Annotated in this window: 21 protein-coding genes and 1 tRNA gene; 8 read left to right on the plus strand and 14 right to left on the minus strand. The window is 43.5% G+C overall.

Going from position 1 to position 21,536, the window contains the following annotated elements; all coding sequences use genetic code 11:
• Positions 1–3: 3 nt before the first annotated feature.
• From J0L83_13120 to J0L83_13140, 5 genes are all read right to left on the minus strand, one after another.
• Complete coding sequence (locus tag J0L83_13120; protein ID MBN8665517.1) at positions 4–627, minus strand: ABC transporter ATP-binding protein; 624 nt, start codon at positions 625–627, stop codon at positions 4–6.
• Between the two features lie 9 nt (positions 628–636).
• Positions 637–1,434: an acyl-ACP--UDP-N-acetylglucosamine O-acyltransferase gene (gene lpxA, locus J0L83_13125; protein ID MBN8665518.1), complete on the minus strand. Its 798-nt coding sequence runs from the start codon at positions 1,432–1,434 to the stop codon at positions 637–639.
• Between the two features lie 26 nt (positions 1,435–1,460).
• Positions 1,461–2,867 carry a bifunctional UDP-3-O-[3-hydroxymyristoyl] N-acetylglucosamine deacetylase/3-hydroxyacyl-ACP dehydratase gene (locus J0L83_13130; protein ID MBN8665519.1) on the minus strand — a complete coding sequence of 469 codons (1,407 nt, stop codon included), beginning with the start codon at positions 2,865–2,867 and terminating at the stop codon, positions 1,461–1,463.
• Positions 2,868–2,985: 118 nt separating this feature from the next.
• A complete protein-coding gene (gene lpxD / locus J0L83_13135; protein ID MBN8665520.1) occupies positions 2,986–4,038 on the minus strand; it encodes a UDP-3-O-(3-hydroxymyristoyl)glucosamine N-acyltransferase in 1,053 nt (350 codons plus the stop codon).
• Between the two features lie 31 nt (positions 4,039–4,069).
• On the minus strand, positions 4,070–5,281 hold the full coding sequence (locus J0L83_13140) for an HD domain-containing protein (GenBank protein MBN8665521.1): 1,212 nt from the start codon (positions 5,279–5,281) through the stop codon (positions 4,070–4,072).
• Positions 5,282–5,399: 118 nt separating this feature from the next.
• On the opposite strand from J0L83_13140, the gene J0L83_13145 reads away from it, so the two are divergent.
• The 5 genes from J0L83_13145 (at position 5,400) to J0L83_13165 (ending at position 10,351) form a co-directional block, all read left to right on the plus strand.
• Positions 5,400–6,965: a PglZ domain-containing protein gene (locus J0L83_13145; GenBank protein MBN8665522.1), complete on the plus strand. Its 1,566-nt coding sequence runs from the start codon at positions 5,400–5,402 to the stop codon at positions 6,963–6,965.
• Between the two features lie 90 nt (positions 6,966–7,055).
• Entirely contained in the window at positions 7,056–7,325 is a 270-nt protein-coding gene (locus J0L83_13150) for a hypothetical protein (protein ID MBN8665523.1), read from the plus strand.
• A gap of 27 nt (positions 7,326–7,352) precedes the next feature.
• Positions 7,353–8,129 carry an MBL fold metallo-hydrolase gene (locus tag J0L83_13155; protein ID MBN8665524.1) on the plus strand — a complete coding sequence of 259 codons (777 nt, stop codon included), beginning with the start codon at positions 7,353–7,355 and terminating at the stop codon, positions 8,127–8,129.
• Between the two features lie 25 nt (positions 8,130–8,154).
• Positions 8,155–9,060: a helix-hairpin-helix domain-containing protein gene (locus tag J0L83_13160; protein MBN8665525.1), complete on the plus strand. Its 906-nt coding sequence runs from the start codon at positions 8,155–8,157 to the stop codon at positions 9,058–9,060.
• 148 nt (positions 9,061–9,208) lie between these two features.
• On the plus strand, positions 9,209–10,351 hold the full coding sequence (locus J0L83_13165; protein MBN8665526.1) for an acyl-CoA dehydrogenase family protein: 1,143 nt from the start codon (positions 9,209–9,211) through the stop codon (positions 10,349–10,351).
• A 20-nt stretch (positions 10,352–10,371) separates the two neighbouring features.
• On the opposite strand, the gene J0L83_13170 is transcribed toward J0L83_13165, so the two are convergent.
• The 8 genes from J0L83_13170 to J0L83_13205 form a co-directional block, all read right to left on the minus strand.
• A complete protein-coding gene (locus J0L83_13170; GenBank protein MBN8665527.1) occupies positions 10,372–10,539 on the minus strand; it encodes a hypothetical protein in 168 nt (55 codons plus the stop codon).
• Between the two features lie 94 nt (positions 10,540–10,633).
• Positions 10,634–11,875 (minus strand): ATP-dependent Clp protease ATP-binding subunit ClpX, encoded by a 1,242-nt coding sequence (gene clpX / locus J0L83_13175; GenBank protein MBN8665528.1) that lies wholly within the window; start codon positions 11,873–11,875, stop codon positions 10,634–10,636.
• A 132-nt stretch (positions 11,876–12,007) separates the two neighbouring features.
• Complete coding sequence (locus J0L83_13180) at positions 12,008–12,610, minus strand: ATP-dependent Clp protease proteolytic subunit (GenBank protein ID MBN8665529.1); 603 nt, start codon at positions 12,608–12,610, stop codon at positions 12,008–12,010.
• 52 nt (positions 12,611–12,662) lie between these two features.
• The gene (locus J0L83_13185; GenBank protein MBN8665530.1) at positions 12,663–13,349 is read right to left on the minus strand and encodes an ATP-dependent Clp protease proteolytic subunit; all 687 of its coding nucleotides are present in this window, start codon (positions 13,347–13,349) and stop codon (positions 12,663–12,665) included.
• Positions 13,350–13,445: 96 nt separating this feature from the next.
• Positions 13,446–13,868, minus strand: coding sequence for a hypothetical protein (locus J0L83_13190; GenBank protein ID MBN8665531.1), 423 nt, complete (start codon positions 13,866–13,868; stop codon positions 13,446–13,448).
• Positions 13,869–13,938: 70 nt separating this feature from the next.
• Positions 13,939–15,294 (minus strand): trigger factor, encoded by a 1,356-nt coding sequence (tig, locus tag J0L83_13195; GenBank protein ID MBN8665532.1) that lies wholly within the window; start codon positions 15,292–15,294, stop codon positions 13,939–13,941.
• Between the two features lie 33 nt (positions 15,295–15,327).
• A tRNA-Leu gene (locus J0L83_13200) sits at positions 15,328–15,409 on the minus strand.
• 75 nt (positions 15,410–15,484) lie between these two features.
• Positions 15,485–18,301, minus strand: a complete 2,817-nt coding sequence (locus J0L83_13205; GenBank protein MBN8665533.1) for an FAD-binding oxidoreductase — start codon at positions 18,299–18,301, stop codon at positions 15,485–15,487.
• Positions 18,302–18,454: 153 nt separating this feature from the next.
• Between J0L83_13205 and J0L83_13210 the strand changes: the two genes are divergently transcribed.
• The 3 genes from J0L83_13210 (at position 18,455) to J0L83_13220 (ending at position 21,092) form a co-directional block, all read left to right on the plus strand.
• Positions 18,455–19,036 (plus strand): YceI family protein, encoded by a 582-nt coding sequence (locus tag J0L83_13210; GenBank protein MBN8665534.1) that lies wholly within the window; start codon positions 18,455–18,457, stop codon positions 19,034–19,036.
• Positions 19,037–19,077: 41 nt separating this feature from the next.
• Positions 19,078–20,409, plus strand: coding sequence for a hypothetical protein (locus tag J0L83_13215; GenBank protein MBN8665535.1), 1,332 nt, complete (start codon positions 19,078–19,080; stop codon positions 20,407–20,409).
• 83 nt (positions 20,410–20,492) lie between these two features.
• Positions 20,493–21,092, plus strand: a complete 600-nt coding sequence (locus tag J0L83_13220) for a YceI family protein (protein MBN8665536.1) — start codon at positions 20,493–20,495, stop codon at positions 21,090–21,092.
• Here J0L83_13220 and J0L83_13225 read toward each other — a convergent pair whose 3' ends face one another.
• Positions 21,093–21,503 carry a hypothetical protein gene (locus tag J0L83_13225; protein MBN8665537.1) on the minus strand — a complete coding sequence of 137 codons (411 nt, stop codon included), beginning with the start codon at positions 21,501–21,503 and terminating at the stop codon, positions 21,093–21,095.
• Positions 21,504–21,536: the final 33 nt, after the last annotated feature.

Below are 21,536 nucleotides of genomic sequence, written 5' to 3' on the forward strand. Positions count from 1 at the left end.
CTATCAGGCCTGCTTGTATTGCATGATATTGAGCTGGTGGGTGCAGAAATCGTATTCCTGCGTATCGTTGCTGCAAACGATAATCAATTTGTTTTTACAATAGTCGCGAATGAGTTGATGGTACAAAGCATAGCCTTGCTGGTCAAGATTGGTACAAGGCTCATCAAGAAGCAATGCAGGTGTATCTGTAAAAATGGCCTGAGCTAATTTGATGCGCTGCTTCATGCCGCTACTATAATAGCGGATTTGCTTGTCTGCTGCATGCTGCATGCTGATAGCTTCCAGAATACTATCTGTACTGAATCCAGTTTGAAAGGGTTTGAACTGCTGGTGAAAGTCCAGAAACTCTTTCGCCGTCATTTCTTCAATTAATTCGAGATATGGTGCAGCAATAGCTGTTTGCTGAAAGATCAGTTCGTTATCAATGGTTGTATCATTATTGGAATACACACATTGTCCTTCGCTAGGATTCATGGCACCGGCAATGACCTGTAGTAGCGTGCTTTTACCACTACCATTGGCACCAATGATGGCATAGGATTGTCCTTGCTCAAAGACATAGCTTAACCTACGGAAGATCCATTCCCTGTTGAATCGTTTACCTGCATCGGCTAAGCGGATGGTGATCATGCTGAATTAATCTTCGTCTGTAGCGCCTTTGGTGAAGCGCTTAATAATACCTCGGCCACTTTCGCGAATAAAAGTCAGGATTTCATCGCGTTCATCACTGGCACTCACTTCTTCTTCAATGTATTCCAAAGCCTGAGATGTATTCATGCCTTTGTTGTAGATGATGCGGTAGATATCAAGGATATGGTTGATTTGATTGTGGCTAAATCCTCTGCGCTTCAAACCCACACTATTTACACCGCCATAGCTCAAAGGTGTGCGTACTGCTTTGATATAAGGCGGTACATCTTTGCTCACGAGACTACCTCCGCCGATATAGGCATGCTGTCCGATATTGACAAACTGGTGAACAGCAGAAACACCGGCAATGATGGCCCAATCACCCATAGTTACATGGCCTGCCATTTGTGAGCTGTTACTGATGATGCAATTATTGCCAACAATACAATCATGTGCAATATGGCTGTATGCCATAATCAAGCAATTGCTACCAACTTTTGTTCTGCCTCTATCGTTGGTACCTCTATTGATGGTTACAAATTCACGGATGGTGGTATTGTCACCTACTTCGGCGGTGGTTTTTTCACCGCTAAACTTCAAATCCTGAGGAACAGCACCCAAAACAGCACCTGGGAAGATGCGGCAGTTCTTACCAATGCGTGTACCATCCATGATGGTTACATTACTGCCAATCCAGGTGCCCTCGCCAATCACTACGTCACCATGAATCACCGTGAAGGGATCGATTTTTACGTTGGGCGCAATTTTGGCGTTAGGGTCTATGTAGGTAAAAGGATGTGTCATAAATGAAGTTGGTGCGGGTTGTCGGATTATCCGCGTTTAACTAATTGAGCAACCAGATCGGCTTCAGTAGCTACTTTACCACCTACATAAACAGATCCGTGCATTTCGCAAATACCGCGGCGGATAGGTGCAGTCATCTCTAATTTGAGAATCATGGTATCGCCGGGCACTACTTTCTGTTTGAATTTACAATTATCTATTTTCAAAAAATAGGTGTCATACTGGCCTTCAGGCATGGCGTTGATGGCAAGGATACCACCGGTTTGTGCCAAGGCCTCTACCTGTAATACACCGGGCATTACCGGATTGCCGGGAAAATGTCCTTGGAAAAACCATTCGTTGAATGTGACATTCTTGATACCAACGATATGCTTGTCTGTTAATTCAGTGATCTTATCAACCAACAAGAATGGGAATCTGTGCGGGAGTGTCTTCTCAATTTTTTCCAAATTGTACACAGGCGGCATGGTTGGATCGTACACAGGCACATCCTTTACATGCTTATTCTTCTTGATGTATTGCTTGATCTTTTTTGCAAACTCTACATTGCTGCTATGGCCGGGTCTGTTGGCAATAATTCTGGCTTTGATGGGATAACCAATCAGGGCTAAATCACCTACAACATCCAAGAGTTTGTGTCTTGCTGGTTCGTTAGGGAAACGCAGTTCCAGATTATTCAAATAACCCTCACTCTTCACTTCTACTTTCTCACGCTTGAAAATTTTGGCCAAGCGGCTCATCTCATCGTCTGTTACCGGCTTATCTACAACAACAATTGCATTATTGATATCGCCGCCCTTGATGAGGTCGTTATCCAACAACATTTCCAGTTCATGCAGGAAACAGAAAGTTCTGCATGGTGCAATTTCATTTCTGAAATCGCGCATCGTTTTTAAGCCAGCGTGCTGGGTGCCCAATACCGGGCTATTGAAATCGATCAGCGTAGTGATCTGGTAATCCATAGCTGGCATGGCCACCATTTCTACACGCTTTCCTTCATCGTAATGGAAAATATTTTCGTCAATGCTGTACCAAGCTTTTGCTGCTTCTTGTTCCAGCACACCCGCTTTTTCAATCAGCTCAATAAAGGGCATGGAGCTACCATCCATGATGGGAATTTCAGGGCCGTTCAATTCAATGAGGCAGTTATCAACCCCCATACCTACCAATGCAGCCAATACGTGCTCAACAGTGCTCACTTTGGCATCGCCTACTTGCAGGGTGGTGCCGCGGCTGGTATCGGTTACCAGGTCGCAATCGGCTTTAATAATGGGTTGATTGGGCAGATCGATACGCTGAAAATGGATACCAAATCCGGGATTGGCCGGTTTCAGCGTCATATCTACCAGAATACCCGTGTGCAGACCTGTACCGCTGATGCTCACCGAGCTGGCCAGGGTATGCTGCATATCGGGATTGAAGTGTTTGTCCATGCCTATGAATTGTACAATACTGATTATCAATGAATAGAGACGCGAAATTAGCCGCTATTGCAGCTTGGTCGCATCGTAAGTCAGCAAAAATAAGTTAAACAATGGGGCGGGACGAATTTCAGGCGTTCAATCTTTCCGCCTGTAGCTGGGCAACCAGCTTTTCCAATTCCTTCACTTTTCGCTCCAATTCGGGCAGGTTTCTGCTAACTGCCTGAGAACGAAGGAAGGAAGTGTGGTCGTATGCCGGGTTGCCATTCACCGCTGTATTAGGTTCCTTGATACTCTTTGTTATGCCGCTTTTACCGTTGATACGAGTTTTATCGGCAATAGTGATATGCCCTACAACACCGGCCTGGCCACCGATCATGACGTATTTGCCCACTTTGGTGCTGCCGCTGATGCCCGTTTGGGCGGCAATAACGGTATTCTGACCGATTTCTACATTATGGGCTATCTGTACTAGGTTATCGAGTTTCACACCCTTGCGGATGATGGTGGAACCCATGGTTGCTCTATCAATCGTGGTATTGGCGCCAATCTCTACCTGATCTTCTATTACTACATTGCCTAATTGAGGCACTTTCTGATAAGTGCCATCTGCCTGAGGTGCAAAGCCAAAACCATCACTGCCAATGACAGCACCTGCATGAACGATTACATGATCGCCAATGACACAGTCTTGGTAAATTTTCACACCAGCGTGAATGACCACCTGCTTACCAATTTGCACACGTTCTCCAATAAAGCTGCCGGGATGAATTTTGCTGCCTTCACCAATGCTGGCCTGCTTGCCGATATAGGCAAATGCACCTACATAGACATTCTTGCCTACTGTGGCTGTTTCTGCTATAAAACTAGGATGTTCAATACCCGTTAATTGCTGTGCCTGTAATTCCTGATACTTGGCCATCAGTGAAGCGAATGCGGAGTATGGGTCTTGTACGCGAATCAGGGTAGCTGCAATGGGCTGCTTCAGTGCTAATGCTGCATGAATGATGACGATAGATGCCTGCGTGCTGTAGAGGTATTCCTCGTATTTGGGATTGGCCAGAAATGCCAGTTGTCCGGCACGGGCTTCTTCAATTTTACCAAAGGAGGCTACAGATGCTTGTGCATCGCCCTCAACTTGTCCGCCAGTCATCATGGCGATCTGCGCAGCTGTAAATTGCATAAATGCTGATTAGTGACAGTATTGCAGCGGTTTACCGCAATGAACAAATGTAGAATTTTTTAACGGGTGCCGATAGGTTTTGCTGGATCAAGGCATTGTCTACTTCAGAGATATCTTTTACACTGCCATCTCGGTACAAAATATTGATGCGTTCGTCTTTTGTCTGATACATGGTATTGCTTGCGTCGCCTGTAAACACAAAATTGGCAGCATCTTCCAGAGAAGTACCCAATTGTTGGGCAGCTTTTTCTTGCAGCGATTGTACCAAAGCTGGTTCTGGCGGATTGGGTGAAATGGTGATTTTTAGCAGACTTCTATTCAGCAACATCGTACAGAGTTGGCTAAGCACTTTGTCCGGATGGTTGGCCCATTTCTTAACTGCAAAGCTGATATCGGCATCATCTAATAAGCAAAACTTCGAAAGCGAAAATGCATCCATCTTACCCGAGTAGGTGAAAAAGAAATAATCCAGTGTGCCGCCTGTTGTAATCTCTGTATCCCCCATGGTAACAAGCTTTCTTGCCCGATCTAGAATATGCACCAGCATTTTCTCTGCCGCCAAAACAGTCTTGTGCAAATACACTTGCCAGTACATGAGTCTGCGTGCAACTAAAAACTTCTCAATACTATAAATACCTTTTTCTTCCACCATTAATTGGCCTTCATGCACCACCAACATTTTGATGATACGGTCATAACCAATCACACCTTCATTTACGCCGGTAAAAAAGCTGTCGCGTGTGAGGTAATCCAAACGGTCCACATCCAGCTGTCCGCTGATGAGTTGGTGCAGGAATTTTTTCGGGTATTGATCGGTGAAAATAGCAATGGCCATATCCAGCGCACCATCAAACTCCTGATTCATTGCCTGCATGATTTGTAGACTCAAGGTTTCATGATGCACATCTTGAATCAATACGTGTTCCAAGGCGTGTGAGAATGGTCCATGACCAATATCGTGCAATAGTATCGCAGCTTTGGCTGCCAATGCTTCTTCTTCTGTAATAACAACACCCTTTGCCTTCAGCTCAGTAACGGCATTGCACATCAGATGATAGGCGCCAAGCGAATGATGCAGTCTGGTATGTACGGCGCCAGGGTAAACAAGGTAGGCCATGGCCATCTGGTGAATGCGTCTTAAGCGCTGATAATATGGGTGTGTGATGATGCGAAACAGCAGGGGATGATCAATGGTGATAAATCCGTGCACTGGGTCGTTGATGATCTTTCTTTTCGCGGTCATGCTGTTGGGGCTTTGTTAAAGCAGTGAACAAATGTACAATTTCAACACCGATCCGATACTTTTGAACAAACAGCGCCTATCGCCCAATACTACCCAATCTTTCAAGTACATTCACGATATGAGTAATGCAACAATTCTCTGGGTAGATGATGAAATCGAAAGCCTGCAATCACAAAAGCTTTTTTTAGAAAGCAAGGGCTATACTGTTACCACTTTTACCAATGGGTTTGATGCAGTAGATTTTGTGCAAGCGAATCACGTTGATGTGGTCTTGCTCGATGAAAGCATGCCCGGCATTACGGGGTTGGAAACGCTTACACGAATTAAAGCAGTGCGACAGCATTTGCCTGTGGTGATGATTACCCGTAATGAAACAGAGAATCTGATGAATGAAGCGATTGGTAGTCAGATTACGGATTATCTCATCAAACCGGTAAATCCCAATCAGGTGTTGTTGAGCTTGAAAAAGATTCTTGAGAACAGAAAACTGGTTGCTGAGAAAACCAATACAGCGTATCAACAACAGTTTCGCGATTTGTTCATGGCTTTACAGGATAATCCGGGTTACAGAGAATGGATGGATATCTACAAGCGATTGGTGTATTGGGAACTGGAGATGGAGAAGAGTGATAGTCCCGAAATGCGGGAAGTATTACAATCACAGAAAGATGAAGCAAACACGGCATTCTTCAAATACATCAGCAAGCATTATGCTGAGTGGATCAATAATAAAGCAGCTGATGCTCCGGTGATGAGTCACCAATTAATGCAGTACAAAGTGTTACCGCATGTAGAGAAAGGAATTTCTACTTTCTTCATCCTCATAGATAACCTGCGTTTCGATCAGTGGAAAGCCATACAGCCAATTTTCGCAGAGAGTTTTCGCATATTGGAAGAAGAAACTTTCTTTAGCATTTTGCCAACTGCAACGCAATACAGTCGTAATGCAATTTGTGCCGGCTTATTACCACTGCAGATTCATCAGCAGTTCCCGAATGAATGGAAACATGATGATGATGAGGGCGGAAAAAATATGAGTGAGGAATTGTTTCTGCGTGCGCAGCTAAAGCGATTGAAGAAAGAAGATATCCGTCTCAGTTATACCAAAGTGCTCAATCATGCAGACGGGCAACAACTGGTGAATAATGTCCACAATCTCTTAGGCAATGAGTTGAATGTAATTGTCTACAATTTTGTGGACATGCTCAGCCATGCGCGTACAGAAATGGAAGTATTGAAAGAGTTGGCAGCAGATGAAACCAGTTATCGCAGTTTAACCAAGAGTTGGTTTGAACATAGTCCGCTACACCAAGCATTGAAAAAAATTGCTGATAAGCCCATCCGTATTGTGCTAGCAACTGATCATGGTAGTGTGCGCGTGAATACACCGTATAAGGTGCAAGGTGATAAACAAACCACGGCCAATCTGCGGTACAAGCATGGCCGTAACCTGAATTATGAACCCAAGGAAGTTTTGGCATTCAGAGATCCTAAGGAAGCTGGACTGCCCGTGCCGGGTATCAACTCTTCGTACATTTTCGCTAAGGAAGATGGCTATCTCTGTTATCCCAACAATTACAACCACTTTGTACAGTATTACCGCAATACGTTTCAGCATGGCGGGGTGAGTTTGGAGGAAATGATCATTCCGGTGATCAAAATGGCATCTAAAACAGCTATTTAAGCAGGTCTTGTGGATAATTCGCCTGCCTCTAAACCCGCATCCCGCTTATTTTTGAATCCGTACCTGTTATTCCAAAAGGAGTAAGCAACTATGAAATACACGCAAGGCACTTTAGATAAATTGGAAGATATTTTGGGCGAATCTGATTATGTGGTTCGCTATGAGCGCGGCACATTTCAAAGCGGCTGGTGTTTGCTTGAGGCTAGAAGAATTGTGGTGCTCAATAAATTCCTGAACGTAGAAGGTAGAATCAATACACTGCTGGAATTGATTCCGCAGTTGAATATTGAATTTGATAAGCTCACCCACGAGAGTCAGAAACTCTATGATGAGGTGATCAAGCATTCAGCTGTAGCATAAGGCAGCTTTATTCGTTACTTTAGCGGTGTGAAATGTCCGCCGCTTACCATTACATTTTTAGGTACAGGCACCAGTACAGGTGTGCCCATGGTGGCATGTGATTGTGCTGTGTGCAGGTCTGATGATATGCGCGACAAGCGACTACGTACCAGCATTCTGGTACAGTCAGCAACTACCACTTTTGTGGTGGATACCACGCCCGATTTTCGTTATCAGATGTTGCGCATTCAGAACAAGAAGTTGGATGCAGTTTTATACACCCATCCGCACAAGGATCATATAGCAGGTTTGGATGATGTGCGTGCCTATAATTATATCCAGCAGAAAAGTATGGATATCTATGCCAATACTTTAACGGAAGAAGCTTTACGAAGAGAGTATTATTATGCTTTCTCCGATACCAAATACCCGGGTGTTCCCCAACTGAACCTCAACACCATTGATGAGCAACTATTTTACATTGGCGATATTCCGGTAATACCGATTGTGGTATGGCACTTGAAAATGCCGGTCTATGGTTTTCGCTTTGGTGATTTTACGTATATCACAGATGCCAATCGGATTGATGCTGATGAGTTGGCGAAAGTGCGTGGCTCAAAACTGATGGTTGTAAATGCTTTGCGCAGAGAGCCGCATCTCTCGCATTTTACATTGAGTGAAGCAGTAACTTTAGTACAAGACCTTGGTGTACCGGAAGCGTATTTCACGCATATTAGTCACCAGTTAGGCAAATACACGGATGTCAGTCAGGAATTACCAGCCGGTATTCATCTGGCATACGATGGTTTACAACTCCATGTTTAGCCTCCTTTGAAGCAAAACTTGTGTTATGCTGAAAAGGATTATTCGCGACTATTTCTATTTTTCCAAGCGCGAGCGCAATGCGCTAATTGTTCTTGTCTTAATTACAGGTGCGTTTTATGCATGGCCCTATTTCTATGAAGTAAAACGAGATCCACCTTTAACGGATGTGGAATTGTTAGCAATAGCAAAACAATTGCAGGAGGAAAATCATAGCAACACTAATCATACATCTGCTAATTTTTCTAACAACATACCTGCTGCCACAGTACCTGCACAGTTATTTGCTTTTGATCCCAATACTTTGGATGAAGCAGGTTTTGTGCGCTTGGGTTTGCCGCCAAGGACAGCGCGTACCATCATCAATTACCGTAGTAAGGGCGGACGATTCCGAAAGCCGGATGATTTACGCAAGATCTATACGCTAAGACCGGAAGATGCAGACCGATTGGTGCCCTATGTGAGGATTGCCGGAATGCAACAAGAATCGAGTGGCTATATTGCTCAGCGAAGCGAGGTAAAGCCGCTAACCCGAATAGATATTAATGCTACAGATGCAGCAACATTAGAACAATTGCCGGGCATTGGTCAAGTGTTATCTGAACGTATTGTTCGCTACCGCGAAGCACTAGGTGGGTTTTATTCTGTGCAGCAGTTGAAAGAAGTGAGTGGTATCAGTGAGCAGTTGTTTGAGCAGATACGTGCGCAATTGGTTTTGAAGTCGGGCTCGCATCAGCGATGGTCTTTGGCGGAGGTAAACAAAGAAACATTGAGTCAGCATCCGTATTGTAGCAAGGCAACTGCCGATGCTATCATACGATTCAGGCAATCCAAAGGGGTGATTCAATCTGTGGATGAATTGAAAAGTATACCGGATATCCGACCAGAGATCATTGTTCGATTACTACCGTATTTAAAAACAGATACAGATTAACATTTTCCAGCATAAAGAAATTTGGCTGTATCAAAAGAGCCCCTATTTTTGCTCCCGAGAAACTAACTAACGATTGTTTGTTTTCAGGAGGTTGCCGATTTAACGATTGCTTGTTACTGGCAACCTCCGTCTATTTAAACCATTGACAATGAATTTTTTGCAGGATGAACTAACGGCACAGGTAGCGCAAACGGCCCGTGATTTTGCGCAGCAGCATATCAAGCCCTATGTGATGGAGTGGGATGAGACGCAGGAGTTTCCCGTGCATGTGTTCAAGGAGTTAGGTAAGCTGGGCATGATGGGGGTTTTGGTGCCTGAAGAATACGGTGGTGCAGGTTTGGGTTATTTCGAATACAATGCCATCATTCAGGAGATTGCCAAGGTTTGTGGTTCTATCGGATTGAGCGTTGCTGCACACAATTCTTTGTGCACTGCCCATATACTCTTGTTTGGTAACGAAGCGCAGAAGCGTCAGTACCTGCCCAAGTTGGCTACAGCTGAATGGATTGGTGCCTGGGGTTTAACTGAGCCGAATACTGGCAGTGATGCGGGCAATATGAAAACAACTGCCGTGCGAGATGGAGATCATTGGATCATCAATGGTACCAAGAACTGGATTACGCATGGAAAAAGTGGTGATGTGGCTGTGGTGATGTGCAGAACAGGTGAGCCTAGAACCAGTGGCAATGCAACAGCATTTATTGTAGAGCGTGGTACACCAGGTTTCGCTGGTGGTAAGAAAGAGAATAAGCTGGGGATGCGTGCGAGTGAAACAGCTGAAATGATTTTCGACAATTGCAGAATTCCTGATAGCCAAAGACTGGGTGAAGTAGGCGATGGTTTCCGTCAGGCTTTGAAAATATTAGATGGTGGCCGTATTTCCATTGCGGCATTGTCTGCAGGTATTGCGAAAGGTGCTTATGAAGCAGCATTGCAATATGCCAAGGAGCGCCATCAGTTTGATCAGCCCATTGCCAATTTTCAAGGCATCAGCTTTAAGTTAGCTGATATGGCCACAGAAATTGCTGCCAGCGATTTATTGATCTGGCAGGCATGTGATAGAAAAAATAAAGGTGAGAAAGTGACACGCGAAGGTGCGATGGCAAAATACTATGCCAGTGAAGTTGCGGTGAAAGCTGCTACAGAAGCCATTCAGATTTTTGGTGGCTATGGTTATACCAAGGATTTCCCCGTAGAGAAGCATTATCGTGATGCCAAACTCTGTACTATCGGAGAAGGTACTTCTGAAATTCAGAAGCTGGTTATTTCAAGAGAAGTGTTGGGTAAATAATCCCTACGATACTGTAGGGATTAAGCTGCATCATCCTGACTGGCACCTGCAGCGAAAATATTGTCCACCGCACCGCCCAGCATGGGAAATTTCTCTTTCACGAATCCCGCGATAGCGGCAACAGCTTTCTGTGCCTGCTCTGGCGTAATTCCTGCCTCTTTGCACAAACGCTCAATCAGTTCGTTCATAATATTCTGTTTTGCAGCAGCAAATTACTTGGAGACAATAAAAAAGCGATGGAAACTTATGCCCATCGCTTGTATAAAAATTTTGCGTGTTTGATTAAGCTACTTTCAGCATATTGAGTTTGCTCTTGCCAAACATCTGTGCAGCATATTCCATAGTAACATCCAGCTGCTTTTGGCCAGTACCGGGCATTTCAAACATAGCATCAGTAAAAATGCTTTCACAAATGCTGCGGAGACCACGTGCACCCAGTTTGTATTCCATGGCTTTTTGTACCATGAAGTCGAGTACATCGTTATCAATCTTCAACTCAATACCTTCTAACTCAAATAAGCGGGTGTATTGCTTGATGAGTGAATTCTTCGGCTCTGTAAGAATACTGCGCAGGGTTTCCGTGTCCAGCGGATCTAAGTGTGTTACAACCGGCAAGCGACCAAGCAATTCTGGAATCAGGCCAAAGCTCTTCAGATCTTGTGCGTTGATGAATTGCAATAAGTTCTTACGCTGTTCTTCCTGCAGGTCTTTATTGACGTTGAAGCCAATGGCATTGGTATTTACCCTTCTGGCGATGACCTTATCAATACCATCAAAAGCACCACCGCAGATAAAGAGAATATTGCGGGTGTCTACTTTCACCATTTTCTGCTCTGGGTGTTTTCTGCCGCCCTGTGGTGGAACCAATACTTCCGTTCCTTCTAGCATTTTCAGCAATCCCTGTTGTACGCCTTCACCGCTCACATCGCGTGTGATAGAAGGATTATCGCCCTTACGTGCGATCTTATCAATCTCATCTACATACACGATACCACGCTCTGCCGCTTGCACATCGTAGTTGCAGTTTTGCAACAAACGTGTCAGCATGCTTTCCACGTCTTCGCCTACATAACCTGCTTCTGTGAATACGGTAGCATCCACAATGGCAAATGGTACATTTAATAAACGGGCAATAGTTTTGGCCAGCAAGGTTTTACCTGTACCGGTTTCACCCACCATGATGATATTGCTCTTATCAATCTCAACATCATCTGCCTGTTGCTTGTAATTGATACGCTTATAGTGGTTGTATACAGCTACTGACAATACTTTTTTGGCATCGTCCTGGCCAATCACATATTCATCTAAAAATTTCTTGATCTCGGCTGGCTTGCGCACAGTGAGTTTAAAATTTGCACCAGCAGCAGTACCATCTGTTCTCAGGTTGAGTTCCTGATCAATGATTTCCTGGGCGTGCTCTACACAGTTCTCGCAAATATGTCCTTCCTGTCCTGCAATCAGGATTTTCACCTCATCGCGACTCCTGCCGCAGAAAGAACAATGTAAATGGTTTTGTTTGGCCATATGTGCAAAAGTACAGTTTCAGTTTACAAAGCATTGCTTAAAAAGGCTGAATGGCCTGTGGTAATACTACTACAAGGGCAAAAAATGCCGGCTCTTTTACAAAAGCGGGCATCAGTATCAATGAGTTAGCGATTAGATCTTATCCATAATGCCATCAACAATACCGTATTCAACGGCTTCTTTGGCATCCATCCAATAGTCGCGATCAAAGTCTTTCATAATCTGGTCTACTGTTTTACCGCAATTCTCTGCCAGAATCTTGGCGCCCAGTTCCTTGGTTTTGCGGATTTGATTGGCCTGGATTTCAATATCAGCAGAAGTTGCTTGATAATATCCGCCCAAACTTGGCTGGTGAATCATCACTTCACCATGTGGGAAGATGAATCTTCTGCCTTTTGTGCCACAGCTTAACAAAATAGAGCCCATGCTTGCAGCTAAGCCCATACAGATGGTGCTAACCGGACTGCTGATGAGTTTGATGGTATCAAACATGACCATGCCGCTTGTTACCACACCGCCGGGACTATTGATGTATAATTTGATTTCTTCACCTGGCTTGTCCGCTTCTAATAAGAGTAGTTTAGATACCACATCTTTCGCACTCTTATCATCTACCACACCCCAGAGGTAAACAGCGCGACGATCGAAGAAGAGTTTTTCCATCTTCTTCATCATCATACCACCCATTGGTTCTTGCTTCTCTTCTTTGTTATTGTTTTCTTCCTCGTCGTCCATTCTGAAAGGATCAACAAAATATTTCGATGTCATCATGGTTCAATGCTTTTGATTATTTCTTTTCTTTTCTCGGATTGGTCAGTAATACTTCATCCACCAGTCCGTATGCTTTTGCTTCCGCAGCAGTCATCCAGAAATCGCGGTCGCAATCTGCAGCAACAGTTTCAATGTCTTTGCCGGAATGGTTTGAGATTACTTCATACAATTCCTGCTTGATCTTTTTGATTTCGCGTGCAGTGATTTCAATATCGGTTGCTTGTCCGCCAATAGCGCCACTTGGTTGATGCAACATGATGCGGCTGTGCTTGAGTGCAGTACGCTTGCCGTTCACACCAGCGCAAAGTAATACAGCGCCCATACTGGCTGCTATGCCGGTACAGATGGTGCTTACATCAGGGCTGATGAATTGCATGGTATCATAGATGCCCATGCCTGCATAAACACTTCCGCCGGGGCTGTTGATATACATCTGGATATCGCGTGTTCTGTCCGTACTCTCCAAGAAAAGCAACTGTGCTGTAACGATATTGGCTACATAGTCGTTGATGCCTTCGCCGAGAAATATAATACGGTCCATCATCAATCGGCTGAATACATCCATGCTGGCCACATTCAGTGGTCTTTCTTCAATAATATAGGGTGTAAGATTGGTGATATGATTACCGTAATTGTGCAAAGTTGCAGAGCTGATATTGCGGTGTTTTATCGCGAACCTTTCAAATTCTTTTCCAAGACTCATGAGATATTGTTTATGCGATGAAGATAAGTGTTTTACCTGTTTAGGTAGTACGGGTGCAAATACTGTGCAAAGAATGAAATGCGCCAAAAGGGCAGGCTAAGGCTTTAGTAAAAGGCGCGCCAGGCGTTCCAGCTCGGTTTGTTCAGGTGGAGTGAGCGATAGGTATTTCTGGAGTTTTTGTTTCAAAAGCAGTACAGCCTTGTGTTCCGGATATTTGGCTAATAGTTGATCAATCAGTGTCGCTTCTTTAGAGGGCTCCTCTTGTTTAATAGAGGATGGTGTTGCTGCAGCTTTTTCCCTAACAGGCATTTTGAGGATGGTGGCTTCCAACGTAGCCAGCCAGTTGGGTGGTATGTCTTTTACCTTTTGTGCCTTTAGCAATAAACCCTGCAACTGTTTTCTGCTAAGGCTGCCTCTTTCCTCGTATTGGTGCATCAGGCTCATGATGAACAATGCATCGGGGTTGTGCTGGTAGCAGGCATTTAGCACCTTGTCAATGATATCGATGCGTTGTTTCACTGTGTAAAGAAACGAAAACAAACAAAAAAGCCCCGCCAGATTTAGCGGGGCCTATGTTGGTTGTGTTCGATTAATGATGGTGGTGGTGCAGCTTTTCTGCGAAAGCTTCAGCACTGATTTTTTCAGGGCTTGCGTTTACCTGTGTTTCCAAGGTGCTGAAGAGCTTGTCTGTGCTTACACGATGGTAAGTGTCTTCAACAAACTTGCGGTCCTGCATCATGCGGTTTACATAGTCTTCAACCCAAGGTTGGTTCTCATCTAGAATTTGTCCGCCCATATAGCTGAACAATTGCTGTCTGGCGAAAGCCTTGATATCATCAGGATTTACTTCAATATTATTGTCAGCAATCAATTGGCTGCTGATCAAAGTCCACTTCAATTGACTAGCAAAAGATGGGAATTCCTGCTCAGCTTCTTCAGCTGTTTTAGGCTTTTCACCGCCGGTTTGTAACCAACGCTTCAAGAAAGCTTCAGGTAATTCAATGCTTGTATGATCAATCAGGTGGTGATAAATCTGATCGTGGATTTGATTGCGGCTTTGTGACTCATAGTAACGAGCAATCTCAGCCTTCACTTCGTTGCGAAATTCTTCTGCAGTCTTGATTTCCTTGTTTGGATAAGTAGCCAAGAAGAGTGCTTCTTCTAAAGGTGCTTTTTCCACCAAGCCAACTTTGGTGATTTGGAGGTTGAAATGCTTGTCAGCATCTTCTTTGGTTAAACCTAAATCGCTCAGAATAACTTCCAGTTCCTTATCATCGAAAGCCTTGCTCAATTGCAGGGTAACAACATCGTCTTTTTTCTTGCCGATCAGGTTCTTGCGGAATCCTTCAGCGAAATATTTTACCAATAAAGAGTTGTCTTTGTTGATGCCACCTTCAACCGCATTGCCTTTTGCATCAGCTTCAACAAATTTTACGTTTAGCACATGCTCTTCTGTTTCCAGGCTTTCAGGCTCTGTCATTTTGCCATTACGTACCTGCAAACGGCTTACTTCTTCATCAATCATGGCTTCAGTAACCTCGATTTCATACTTGGTTACTTTAATACCATTGGTGTTGATGCTGATAGCGGGCTTCAAGCCAATTTCAAAAGCAAAAATGTAATCGCTTGGATTGTTCAGGTCCAATGCACGGGCATCATTGTCCAGTGGCAGTGGCTGCGCAAAAATTTCCAGCTTTTCGTTATTCAGGTAGGTGTTCAGTTCAGTTTCAACTGTGCGGAGTACCTCATCTGTAAATACGCTCTGGCCATACATCTTTTTCACCAATCCTGCAGGAACCATACCCTTACGGAAGCCTGGAATATTGGCTGTTTTTGCGTATTTCTTCAGGCTTTGTTCAAAGCGGGCGAAATAATCGTTCTTGCCCACAGTTACGGTCAGTTTGTCTGTTAACAGACCGATGTTCTCTCTAGTAATCGTTGCCATAATAATTTGCTTGGCCTCGCGGCTATAAAATTGTGCGGATGATAGGAATCGAACCTACATGCCTTGCGGCGCTAGATCCTAAGTCTAGTGCGTCTGCCAGTTTCGCCACATCCGCTTCCCGATTGGGGGTGCAAAAGTAGGGTTTTTTGTACACGAAATGCCCCTGAAACAGCCTTGTTTCTATGAAAAGCTAGCTACTTACTTCATCCAGCAGATAAACCAAGTGGGTGTAAGGCCTTCCGCTGTGGTGGCTTAGTGCCATCTCACAGGTAAGAGCTGTGCTGTAATATCCCTCAGAATCAATGAGATGCGTAATTTCTTTGGCGCTGGCCGACTGGGTCAGCTCTGGAAAAATAAAGCCCCGGTCGCCCGCCATACCACAACAACTTGCATAAGCCGGTGTATACACTTGCTCGCTACATAGGGCAGCCGTAGCCTCCATGGATTTGCTCAGATTCAATTTGATGGCAGCGCAAGAGGGGTGTAAGCTAACCTGTTGTTTTTTCTTATTGATAGGAAGCTTGGGCGCAACACTTGTCTGCAGATACTCGATACAGTCGAGTAATTTTATCCGACTGAACTTTTCCTGATAAGCAGGCGATAAATGCTGTTGATTTTTCAGGAATGTATAAGTACAGGAAGTGAAATCGCACACGACGGGTATGGCGCCATTATTTGTCCAGCGCAATAAAGCATCAATGGTTTTTTCTTCCATCAGGTTGGCGGCCGACTGATACCCTTTACTGCTGAATGCTTGTCCGCAGCAATGGCCGGGCAAATCTTCCGGTAGATATACTTGTATGCCTGCTTTGTTACAGACATCCATAAATGTTTGTTGGATGGATTTAGGTTCTGTGCCGCCCATCATTCTATGTAAACAAGAAGAGAAATAGACTACACCAGCATTGCTTGTGTTGGTTTGAGGTAATCTTGGCGCTGGATGCAATTCATTCCACCAGCGAGGAAAGCTGGGTGTGATTTTTTGTAGCAAACCTGTGAAGCGATACATGAAAGAGGCTCCAAATAGTTTATTGGCCAAAGATCCCGATTGTAATGCAACACGAATCATTTTCTCTGCAAAGCCAAAATTGCGCGCAACCCACTCTGCAGTTCGATTGGCTGTTTTGTTGTGGTTCTCGCGGCGTAACCTTTTGACCAGATCACCTGTGTTGATGTATACAGGACATTCCACTTGACAAAGTCCGTCAGTTGCACAGGTGTCTAATCCTGCATATTGGTATTCTTTTAATAGCGTATTATACGATGATTGGTCGCCTGCGGTTTCTAGTTGTTTCAAAGCCCTTCTTACTTGAATGCGTTGTCTGGGCGAAAGTGTCACATCTCTACTTGGACATAGTGGTTCGCAATAACCACATTCGATACACTTATCAACCTCCGCTTCAACAACAGGCATTTGTTTTAAGTGGCGGATATGTGCATCCTTATCTGCATTGATGATGACGCCGGGGTTAAGGATATTGTTAGGATCAACTGTTGATTTGATGGATTGCATGATGGTATACAAGTCGCCGCCCCATTCTGCTTCAACAAATGGTGCCATATTTCTGCCGGTACCATGTTCCGCTTTTAATGTGCCCTTGTATTCATGCAAGACTAAGTCCACCATCTCTTTTAAGAATCGATCGTAGCGATCAATCTCTACTGGTGTATCCAATAATTGTGTGATGACGAAATGGATATTGCCATCTTTTGCGTGGCCGAAGATGATGGCATTATCGTAAGCATATTTTTTAAATAATGCCTGCAGCGCAGTAACTGCATCAGCCAATAGTTCTACTGGGAAGGCTACGTCTTCTAATATAACTGTAGTGCCTCTTGCGCGAACAGCACCCACGCTAGGAAACATGCCTTTACGGATTTTCCAATAGAAATCGCGCAGTTGATGGTCTCTAGTGAATTCGGCAGGATGTAACAATGCTAATCCATTAAGGATGGAAGCAGCTTTTTGTAGTTGAATATCTAATGATGCCAAATCTTCTGCTTGGTATTCACACAATAAGCATGCAGCTGTTTCTGGAAGTGTGGTGAAAAAATCAGGTAATCCCTTCATCGTCTCTACACTCCTCAGTGAAGCCCTGTCCATTAATTCCAACACAGCTGCGCCAGTCGCATTTAATGGCGCAATGGCTGCGCAAGCGGAGGAAATAGTAGGGAAGTAGAGCATTGCTGTAGCTGTGGCTGGCTGCACAGGGATGGTTTGCATCACTGCTTCTGATATATAAGCCAATGTGCCTTCAGCACCAATAAGTAAGTGTGCGAATATGTCGAGTGGATGCTCGTAATCAATTAATGCATTTAAGCTATAGCCAACAGTGTTCTTGGTTTTGTATTTGTGGCGCAGTTTGTCCAGTAATTCCGGATTACAGAGTATTTGCTTGCGCTGCTCAGTTAGTAATGCTGTAAGTGTAGATTCTTCTTCAATAAACTTTGTATAGTCTGATTGATTTGCGGTATCATAAGTATTGCCATTTGGAAGAATGAATCTGATGGTTTTAAGTGTATGGTAGGAATTATAGGCAACACCACAACACATACCAGATGAATTGTTAGAAAGAATACCCCCCATCATAGCCGCATTGATAGAAGAAGGGTCTGGTCCGATCTTGGTTTTATATGGTAAAAGAAAGTAGTTCACCATACTGCCAATAATACCTGGCTGCACTTTTACCAATTTGCCATTCTCTAATGGTGTAATGCCTCGCCAATGCTTGCCAATATCTACAAGAATGCCATCTGTAATGCTTTGTCCGGACAAAGAAGTGCCTGCCGCTCTGAAACATAGTGGTGTCTTATAGCTGTTAGCTATTTCAAATAATATATTGATTTCATTTTCGTTGATAGGCTGTACAACTGCTTTGGGCAATAAATGGTAGAAGCCTGCATCCCCCGCATAGGCCATTCTATCTACCAAACTGGTTTTGATGCGTTTGGGAGAAATTTCTTTAGTTAAAGTATGTATCAGTATGCTATCCTTGTCTCTAAACATGGTATGAAAATACTTATTTCATTATAGATCTTATAGTTAGGGGTTATCATCATTTCTTGAACATGATTTAAATCAGGTTTTTTACTGATATGTATCATTTATCACATTTCAAATGCGTCCTAATCTTGTATTGTCAAATCAAAACCTACAACAATGGAATACACTAAAAAAACATTACTAGCCTTAGCTGCATCTTTTTTTGTTTTGTTTGCTACAGCTCAAGCTAAGTATAGCGCTAAAGACAATATGAGTCTCATTGTCAGCGGAACCTCCACTTTGCACGACTGGGATATGAAATCTTCTAAAGGTGATTGTGCAGCAGCATTTGCAACAAATGCATCTGGAGCATTAACTAGTTTAACATCCCTCCAGTTTTCAACAAGAACAGAATTTTTAAAGAGTGACAAATCAGCTATGGATAAAAATGCTTACAAGGCATTGAAAGCTGAAGCAAATCCAGTAATCACATTTACAGCCAACAGTGGTTCTGTTACTGGTTCTGAGGCAGCAGGCTATCAGATCAAGTCAACAGGTAAATTAACCATTGCCGGAGCAACAAGAGATGAAGAAGTTGTTGCCTTCTGTAAAGTGAATCCTGATAAAAGCATCACAGTAACCGGTAGTACTAAAATCAGTATGAAAGATTTTGGTATGACTCCTCCCTCATTTATGATGGGTACCATCAAAACCGGTAATGATGTTGTCTTGAAGTTCAACCTAACCCTGAAAAAATAAATTCTAATCTCTAATCCTTAACATTTAAAAACACACAGTATATGAAACAGTTATCAACAGTAAGAACACTAGCCTTTATTATGCTGGGCAGTTTGCCAATCGCGCTTTTTGCTCAGCAACCAAGAATAGCCAACTGGCGTCCTTACGATAAAAGAGGTATCAATGTTTTTGAAACATCTAAAACAGATACGGTAGCATTTGATGGTTTAAAAGTTCGTTTTGGTGCAGGCTTTACCCAGCAGTTCCAAAATTTGAAAGCCAGCAATACCGCATTGAATAATACCGGTACAGGTGCAAACCGTCTGGTTCCCTTGAAGCCAGGTTTTATGACTGCTCAAGCCAACTTTAATATTGATGCTCAATTAGGCGATGGTATCACTTTGAATGTGACTAACTACATGTCATCTAGACACCACAACGAATGGTGGGTAAAAGGTGGTTATATCCAGTTCGATAAACTGCCTTTCAAAGGACAATTCTGGAGTGATCTGATGAAGATTGCTACCATTAAAATCGGTCACTTTGAAGTGAACTATGGTGATGCACACTTCCGCAGAAGTGATGGTGGCCAAACATTGTGGAACCCATTCATGGAGGGTAATATCATGGATGCTTTCACAACAGAAATTGGTGGTGAAATCTACCTGCAGAAGAATGGCTTCATTGGTATGATTGGTATGACTAACGGTATGATCAAAGGTCACGTTGACTCAGTAATCGCAACTGTACAAGATGCCAATACTAAGAGAAACCCATCTATCTACTTCAAAGGTGGATTTGATAAGAAAGTAACTGAAAAAGTACGTGTTCGTGTAACTGGTAGCTATTATACCAACTCTAGTCAGGCTGGTAGTGGTTTAACACTCTATAGTGGCGACCGTACAGGTTCTAACTATCAGAACGTAATGGAGAAAACAACTGCCGGTGCGGTTCCTGCATCAACAGCGATGTTTACTTCAGGTCGTTTCAACCCAGGTTTCAGCAAAAAAGTTAGCGCCTTTATGTTGAACGGTTTCTTGAAAGCTGGTGGTTTCGAAGTGTTTGGTACTTATGAGTCTGCAAAAGGCCGTACTAAAACTGAAACAGCTGATAGAAAAGCTACACAGTTTGCTATCGATGGTCTGTATCGCTTCGGTAAAAATGAAGACCTGTACATCGGTGCCCGTTACAACACTGTAACTGCTCGTCTGCAAGGTTATACAGCTGATGTTAGTGTGAATCGTACAGCTTTTGCTGCTGGTTGGTTCCTGACAAACAGCGTGTTGCTGAAAGCTGAAATTGTAAATCAACAATACAAAGACTTCCCCAATACTGATTTCAGAAACGGTGGTAAGTTCAATGGATATGTAATTGAAGCTGTTGTAGGTTTCTAAAGGTTAAGGACAAACCTGATACATGTGCAAAGTAAGCCGGGATGATTTTTCATCCTGGCTTTTTTACTATCTTTTCAGCGCTCATGGTTATTAGACAATTTTCAATATGGGTACTCTTGTTTGCAGGTATTCACTTTGCATTTAGTCCTGCTGCACCCACTTACCGCTGGTCAGTGTTGAAGAGCAGCCATCTTCGTGTTTTTGGTACGACTAATGTCAACAAATTCAACTGCGATATTGCTGAATATGCAGCATTGGATACTATTTCCTGTAATAGAGTAAAGCAGAAAGAAGGTTATACCATGGCCGGAGGTTTGCAGTTAGATGTGAAAAGTTTCAACTGTCATAATCCTATTATGACTAGTGATCTTAGGAAAACGTTGAAGTCAAAAGATTATCCTTATCTATATGTTCGTTTTATCAATATTGCTAAGCTGCCAGATTTAAAGCCAAGTGCTGAAACCATTGGCGGCTGGGTGGAAATTGAGATTGCAGGTGTGGTGCGCAGATTTGATATGCAATACATTATTTCATCTGCCAGTGCAGAGCAAGTAGTGTTATCTGGCAAAAGACAGTTGTTGTTTTCTGACTTTAATATAACCCCGCCCTCTCGCCTAGGCGGTATGATCAAAGTGAACAATGAATTGGAAGTATCTTTTACACTGCAGATGCGTCCTGTGTAATCAGGGATTGAGTTTGGCAAAGACAATACCTGCAACACAAGCTTGAAAAAGCCCATATAGCCACCAAGTGCTAATCATCAGAAAACTAACATCCCAGGCGCCATAAGTAATCCATAGGAGTGGTAGCAGTGCAACAACTGCATAGATCAATCCAAACTCCAATCCTCGTAAGACAAAAACACCTTCAAACAAAGTTTTGAATCTTTCCCAGAACCAGGATAACGCCAATGCCAGTACAAATGGATGCGAGTAGAAGAAGAAGTATCTGTCGCCGCCGCCAGAGTTGAAAACCGGACTTAGGTAATCAACAAAGAATTGCGGGAAAAAACGGATAGCCAGAAATAAACCGCCATAGGAAGCAATAAACAAAATGATTCCGGCAATTAGCCCTGAACGAATAACGCTTCGCATAGAACAAGTTTATGCACTAAAGGTAACTCAATT

Source organism: Chitinophagales bacterium (assembly GCA_017303835.1).
Taxonomy (GTDB): domain Bacteria; phylum Bacteroidota; class Bacteroidia; order Chitinophagales; family Chitinophagaceae; genus JAFLBI01.